The organism is Aeromonas sp. HMWF017 (genome assembly GCF_003061465.1).
Lineage (GTDB): Bacteria > Pseudomonadota > Gammaproteobacteria > Enterobacterales > Aeromonadaceae > Aeromonas > Aeromonas veronii.
In genome coordinates this window covers 2,208-8,843 of record NZ_QAJD01000120.1, presented here as the reverse complement: position 1 = coordinate 8,843, position 6,636 = coordinate 2,208, and the positions used below count along the sequence as shown (strand labels likewise).

The window sequence follows — 6,636 nt, the reverse complement described above, 5'->3', positions numbered from 1 at the left end:
TGCCAAGCTCGGTCAGCGCCTTCATCTTGCGCAGCCCCTGCTTGGCGGCCTCTTTCGGATTGGAAGCCTCCTGGGCATTGCTCTGGGAGGCAACGTTGCCGTAGGAGAGGCCGGCATAGTTATGAGTCGGGCCGACCAGACCGTCGAAATTGACCTCGAAGTGCTTCATTGAGTACATCCTTTCGATTTTTATGATGGGTAGCGGTTCCTTCCGCGCACAATGCGTCGGGGTTGGGCCATTATAAAGAGATTTTATGTTTTTGTAACAAGCCGGTAACCAGCAGACGTTTTTATGTCGTTTCAGATATAAAAAGAGGGGCGGTATGGCAGAAAATTGAAAAAGCGGTTGCGTCCGGCCAGTTGCCTTCGCATTAATAAATAAAGAAGCAATAAAAGAGGCCGTGTGGTTCGGGCTGGTCAGGCAAATTTGCTCACAAGATTGCTTTTTCGCGCCAAATCTCTTATACAGCCCCACAAAACCGCACACCAACCCCGTCGGGTGCAATGAGGATAATAGTTACAGCATGGGCAAATCACTGGTCATAGTGGAGTCTCCGGCCAAGGCCAAGACGATCAACAAATATCTGGGCAAGGACTACGTGGTGAAATCCAGCGTTGGTCATGTTCGCGATCTGCCCACCAGCGGCAGCGCCAGCACCGAGCCCAAGAAACCTGTCATTCGCGGCATCAAGTTGAGCGAATCCGAGAAGGCTGCCAAGGATCGCAAGGCCCTGTTTGCCCGGATGGGTATCAATCCGACCGCTGGCTGGCAGGCTAACTACCAGATTTTGCCCGGCAAGGAGAAGGTGGTCAGCGAGTTGCAAAGTCTGGCCGAGAAAGCCGACACCATCTATCTCGCAACCGACTTGGATAGAGAAGGAGAAGCGATCGCCTGGCACCTGCGCGAGATCATCGGTGGCGACGACAGCCGCTACAAGCGTGTGGTGTTCAACGAGATCACCAAGAGCGCCATCAAGGAGGCGTTTGCCCAGCCGTCCGAACTCAATATTGACCGCGTCAATGCTCAGCAGGCCCGTCGTTTTCTCGACCGCGTGGTGGGTTACATGGTCTCCCCGCTGCTGTGGAAAAAGCTGGCTCGTGGCCTCTCTGCCGGTCGGGTACAGTCCGTTGCGGTGCGTCTCATCGTCGATAAAGAGCGCGAAATCAAGGCGTTCGTTCCGGTTGAGTTCTGGGATCTCAATGCTGACCTGCTGACCGGTGACAAGGCTGATCTGCGGATGGAAGTAGTCAGCCGCAACGGGGCCGACTTCAAGCCGGTGACCCAGGCCGAGACCTTTGCCGCTGTCGCAGCCCTGGAAGGGGTCGACTACAAGGTGGTGAACCGGGAAGACAAGCCGACCGGCTCCAAACCGTCCGCGCCGTTTATCACCTCCACCCTGCAGCAGGCGGCCTCTACCCGTCTGAGCTTCGGGGTCAAGAAGACCATGATGATGGCCCAGCGTCTCTATGAAGCGGGTTACATCACCTATATGCGTACCGACTCCACCAACCTCAGCAAAGAGGCGGTTGAAGCGGTGCGTGAATATATCGGCGAGCAGTATGGCGCGGCCTATCTGCCAGCCGAGCCGAATCTGTATGGCGCCAAGGCCAATGCTCAGGAAGCGCACGAGGCGATCCGTCCCTCTAACGTACAGGTGACTGCCGAGATGCTGGAAGGGATGGAGCCGGATGCCATGCGTCTGTACGATCTCATCTGGCGTCAGTTCGTTGCTTGTCAGATGACACCGGCTCAGTACGACTCCTCCACCCTGACCGTCAAGGCGGGTGAGTTCGAGCTCAAGGCCCGTGGCCGCACCCTGCGCTTCGCCGGTTGGACCAAGGCACTGCCGCCGATGGGTCGCAAGGGCGAAGATAGCCAGCTGCCGGCGGTGACCGTGGGCGAGGTGCTGAAACTGGTCAAGCTGGATCCGCGCCAGCACTTCACCAAGCCGCCTGCCCGTTTCACCGAAGCTGCGCTGGTGCGCGAGCTGGAAAAACGCGGCATCGGCCGTCCGTCAACCTACGCCTCCATCATCTCCACCATCGTTGATCGCGGTTATGTGCGGGTCGAGAGCCGCCGTTTCTTCGCCGAGAAAATGGGCGAGATTGTCACCGATCGTCTGGTGGAGAACTTCGTTGAGCTGATGAATTACGAGTTCACCGCCAAGATGGAAGACAAGCTCGATGGCATCGCCGAAGGGAGCCTGGAGTGGAAGAAGGTGCTGGATGCCTTCTACGCCGAGTTTACCCAGGAGCTGGAGAAGGCCGACAAGGCGCCCGAAGAGGGCGGCATGCGTGCCAACCAGATGGTGATGACCGACATCGACTGCCCGGATTGCGGCCGCAAGATGGGGATTCGTACCGCGACTACCGGCGTGTTCCTCGGCTGCTCCGGCTATGCCTTGCCACCGAAAGAGCGCTGCAAGAAGACCATCAACCTGGTCTCTGCAGACGAGTTTGTCTCCGCCACTGACGGCGAAGAGGCGGAAACCGAAGCGCTGCGCGCCAAACACCGCTGCGGTGTCTGTGGTACAGCGATGGATGCCTACATCATCGACGACAGCCGCAAGCTGCACGTCTGTGGTCGCAACCCGGACTGCGATGGCTACGAGATCGAGAAGGGCCAGTTCAAGCTCAAGGGCTACGAAGGGCCGAGCATCGAGTGCGACCGTTGCGGCAGCGAGATGCAGCTCAAGAATGGTCGTTTCGGCAAGTACATGGGCTGCACCAACGAGACCTGCAAGAACACCCGCAAGATCCTGAAAAACGGCGACATCGCGCCGCCGAAGGAGGATCCGGTGCCGCTGCCGGAGCTCAAGTGCACCCAGTCCGATGCCCACTTTGTACTGCGTGACGGTGCTGCCGGTCTGTTCCTGGCGGCCAGCAACTTCCCCAAATCCCGCGAGACCCGCGCGCCGCTGGTGGAAGAGCTCAAGCGCTTCAAGGATCGCATCTCCGCCAAGCACAAGTATCTGGCCGGTGCCCCGCTCACCGATCCGGACGGCAACCCCGCTATTGTGCGCTTCAGTCGCAAGACCAAGGAGCAGTACGTGATGAGCGAGGTCAACGGCAAGGCGACCGGTTGGACCGCTCACTACGACAACGGTACCTGGCAAGAGAGTTTGCCAAAGGCTAAAAAAGCCTGATGAAAAGAGGCCCCGACAAGGGGCCTCTTTGCTTATGGATAGCGGTATACTGAGACAGCTGCAAGGAGTGCAGCTGTCGTCAATCGCGAAGTAGACAAGGAGGTTGAGATGGAGATTAACGAGATCCGGCCGGGCATGAGCTGCATGACCCGTGAAGGGGCGGCCTATGTGCTGGAGGTGGACCGGCAGAGCCTGCTGGTGCTGCTGCAGCGTGCGGATGAGACCATACCGGTGCAGGTGCGCAGCGACGAGATCCTGGCGCCGCTGGAGTGATCCGGCTGTGATCCCCTCAAAACGGCAGTAAAAAAAGCAGCTCGGCCAGATCGGGCTGCCATTGCCACTCCTTCATTCTGACCCGCCCCCCGATCACCACGACCCCCTCCTGCTGCAGGCGTCCCGTCTGTTCGGCAAAGCCTGGCGATCCTTTCGGTAACGAGATAGTGCCCGCAGCGCCCAGCACCCGATGCCACGGCAGTACCTTGTCGGTTTCCCGCAGCACCTTGCCCACCAGTCTTGCCCGTCCGGGCAGCCCGGCCAGATCGGCCACCTGACCATAGCTGACCACCCGGCCTGCCGGGATCAAGGCGATGATCGCTTCGATACGGGCCGTTTTGTTCAATGGGGATGGACTTGGTTCAATGCTCATAGACCCGATTCGTCAAAAACAACAGAAGCGCCATTGTGGCGCTTCTGTCATGGGGCTGGCAATGATTCAGCCGAAGGTCTGGCTAAGCCCCTTCAGTTGCTTGGCCCGTTCCAGCAGAGCCTGACTGGAGTGATCGACATCCAGCATCTTCTGACTGTTGGCGTGGGAGTACTCGGAGATCTGGTGGATGCTGCGGCTGATCTCCTCTACTACCGCTTGTTGCTGCTCAGCAGCGGTGGCGATCTGGGTGGAGTGTTCGGTGACCAGCTCTATCTCTGCCAGCACAGTATGGAGGCTGCTGGCTCCCTGGCGGGTCATCTCGGCACATGCGCGGGTCTGTTGCAGGTTCTCCTGCATCATCCCCTTCCAACGTCCCAGCGTGTGCTGGATCTGCTTGATGCTGCCCTGGATCTGCTCGGTTGCCTTGTGGGTGCGGGTCGATAGAGTACGCACCTCGTCTGCGACCACAGCAAAACCACGGCCCTGCTCCCCGGCGCGAGCAGCTTCGATAGCGGCGTTGAGGGCCAGCAGGTTAGTCTGCTCGGCGATGCCCTGGATCTCGCCCATGACACTGCCAATCCGTTCGGATTCGCTGGCGAGCTCTACCGCCGAGTTGAACGCCAGCTCTGCCTGTTTGGCGAGCTGTTCGATCTGTTGTTCGGTCTGGTTCAACTGCTGGTTGGTTTGTTCACAACGATTGCGAGCTTCGTTGACCTGACCGTTGGAGTCTTGAATGTTGCGGGCGATCTCGTGAGCTGTGTTGGCCATTTGAGTCATAGCTGTAGCCATCTGCTGGGTCTGGGCATCTTGCTCGTTGATATCGAGACAGGCTTGATGAGAGGCCTGCTTCAGATTGATGGCCAGGGTTTGCAGAGGTGCCGTGGCATCGTTGATCCGACCCAACACGGTTCGGATGCGGGCCTGCAGCATCTTGATATGAAAATCGGCAATGGCGCCGGGGTTGTCACCGGAGTAGACCAGCCGGGTCAGACTGTCATATTCGCGGCCCAGTTGCTGCAGATAGTGGGGCAGGGCAAAGAGCTCGCGCCAGTAGGCTCCGCCAATAAGCAACAGGGGCAGCAGCATCAGCAGGACGGTCATAGCCCCTTGGCTGGCGAAGGTCCAGCCCATCATGCCGAGCAGCAGCAGGGTAATGGCCGGGGTGCGCACTCTGGCAAGAGAGGGAAGGTTGCTGCTGTTGCCGCGCTCGGCCTTGAGCAGGGCTTGGTAGGTCTGAGCGGCGATGCTCTTGAATTGGGGCTCGGGCTTGCAGCGTACCGACTGGTAGCCGCTGATCCTGTTGCCTTCGTAGATGGGGGTGACGTAGGCATCTACCCAGTAGTAACGACCATCCTTGCAGCGATTTTTGACGATGCCGCGCCAGGGTTTGCCCTCCTTGAGGCGGGCCCAGAGATCGGCGAAGGCGGCCTTAGGCATGTCGGGGTGGCGTACCAGATTGTGGTTGTGACCGACCAGCTCGTCGGCGCTATAGCCGGCGATGGTGCAAAAAGCCGGATTGGCGTAGGTGATCACCCCGCGCAGGTCAGTGGTGGAGACCAGTTGTACGTCGGCAGGAAACTCCACTTCGCTATCCAGGGTATGGACATCTCTGCGGGCCATAGGAATACGCTCCGATGTTCTTGTTGATAATGTTGTCGTTGTTATTGTGGCAGCTCTGGAGGTGGCCGCAGGCTCGCGCCAGCAGGAGGCAGACCAGCTTCATTGGGGGCTGGATTTTGCCAATAATGGCGGATGAATGGTAGGGGTAAGTTGATGTTTTGTTGGTTAATCGTAAAAAAGGCGGCCGATTGGCCGCCAAAGTAGAGACAACATTACCTCTGTGGCATCCGGTAGTGCACCTGCAACTGATCGAGGATCTGCAGCTGACCCGGCAGGCGGGCGGCGAAGTGCTCCCAGCCCTTGTGGGCGGGATCGCTCCAGGCCACCTCGGCCGTGGCCAGCATACGCGGGAACAACATGTAGTCGAGACGATCACGGCTGGTGATCAATTCTGACCACAAGGGGCTCAGCACCCCGAGGATGTTATCGTTGGCATGGAAATCGGCTGGGGCAGGGTCACACGAGTAGATCTGCTCCAGATTGAGGGTACCCGCCCAGTAGAGGCCGGGTTCATGAATATCGGCGCTCCAGGCGAGATCGAGATAGAGGAACTGGGCGGGCGCCATCACCACCGGATAACCGGCCGCGGCAGCGTCCAGCCCCGCCTGGAAGCTGGTCCAGGCACAGATGGCCGCTTTGCGGCTCACCTTGTCGCCATGCAGGATCTCCTCCCAGCCGATCATCTGTTTGCCTCTGGCGGCCAGATAGCGCTGGCAGTGGCGCAGCAGATGGCCCTGCAGCTCGCGGCAGTCGGCGTAACCCTGCTCGACCATCAGCTGCTGGCAGGCGGGGCTGTCGGTCCAGACACCGCTTGGGACTTCATCTCCCCCCATATGGATCTGGGATCCGGGGAAGAGCTCGCATACCTCGTCCAGCACCGCTTCCAGAAAATGGTAGGTGCCGGGGAGGGCGGGGTTGAGAACATTGTCGTCAAAGTGCTGCACCGAGCGGTAGCGGGAGTGATCCGCCGTTTCGATCAGCAACTCGGGCAGCGCCTTGATGGCGGCGTGGCAGTGGCCCGGGATGTCGATCTCGGGAATGACGGTGATGCCGAGCTCACCGGCATAGCTCACCAGCTCCTTCACCTCGCTCTGGGTGTAGTAGCCGCCATAGGGCTCGGCGCCGCCGCTGAGCTGGGGGTCGATCGCCAGATTATGGCCGCGCCAGGCACCCACGTCGGTCAATGCCGGGAAGGCCTTGATCTCGAGTCGCCACCCCTCGTCA

General features: G+C 59.5%; 6 protein-coding genes. 2 read left to right on the top strand and 4 right to left on the bottom strand.

All coding sequences use genetic code 11. The annotated features are described in order from the left end of the window. Nucleotides 1-169: N-succinylarginine dihydrolase (locus DBR30_RS11565; RefSeq protein WP_181363557.1), on the bottom strand; the 169-nt coding region annotated here is incomplete at its 3' end. A 355-nt stretch (nt 170-524) separates the two neighbouring features. Here DBR30_RS11565 and topA point away from each other — a divergent pair. Continuing rightward, the gene (gene topA, locus DBR30_RS11560; protein ID WP_108540973.1) at nt 525-3,146 is read left to right on the top strand and encodes a type I DNA topoisomerase; all 2,622 of its coding nucleotides are present in this window, start codon (nt 525-527) and stop codon (nt 3,144-3,146) included. A 108-nt stretch (nt 3,147-3,254) separates the two neighbouring features. Continuing rightward, complete coding sequence (locus tag DBR30_RS21250; protein WP_005334891.1) at nt 3,255-3,419, top strand: hypothetical protein; 165 nt, start codon at nt 3,255-3,257, stop codon at nt 3,417-3,419. A 16-nt stretch (nt 3,420-3,435) separates the two neighbouring features. Here the strand turns inward: DBR30_RS21250 and DBR30_RS11555 are convergent, their stop codons facing one another. From DBR30_RS11555 to DBR30_RS22115, 3 genes are all read right to left on the bottom strand, one after another. Continuing rightward, nucleotides 3,436-3,792, bottom strand: coding sequence for an MGMT family protein (locus DBR30_RS11555; protein WP_019446729.1), 357 nt, complete (start codon nt 3,790-3,792; stop codon nt 3,436-3,438). A gap of 66 nt (nt 3,793-3,858) precedes the next feature. Continuing rightward, a complete protein-coding gene (locus DBR30_RS11550) occupies nt 3,859-5,412 on the bottom strand; it encodes a methyl-accepting chemotaxis protein (RefSeq protein WP_108540972.1) in 1,554 nt (517 codons plus the stop codon). Nucleotides 5,413-5,624: 212 nt separating this feature from the next. Then, a partial coding sequence (locus DBR30_RS22115; RefSeq protein WP_258224406.1) for a beta-N-acetylhexosaminidase occupies nt 5,625-6,636 on the bottom strand: 1,012 nt, incomplete at its 5' end.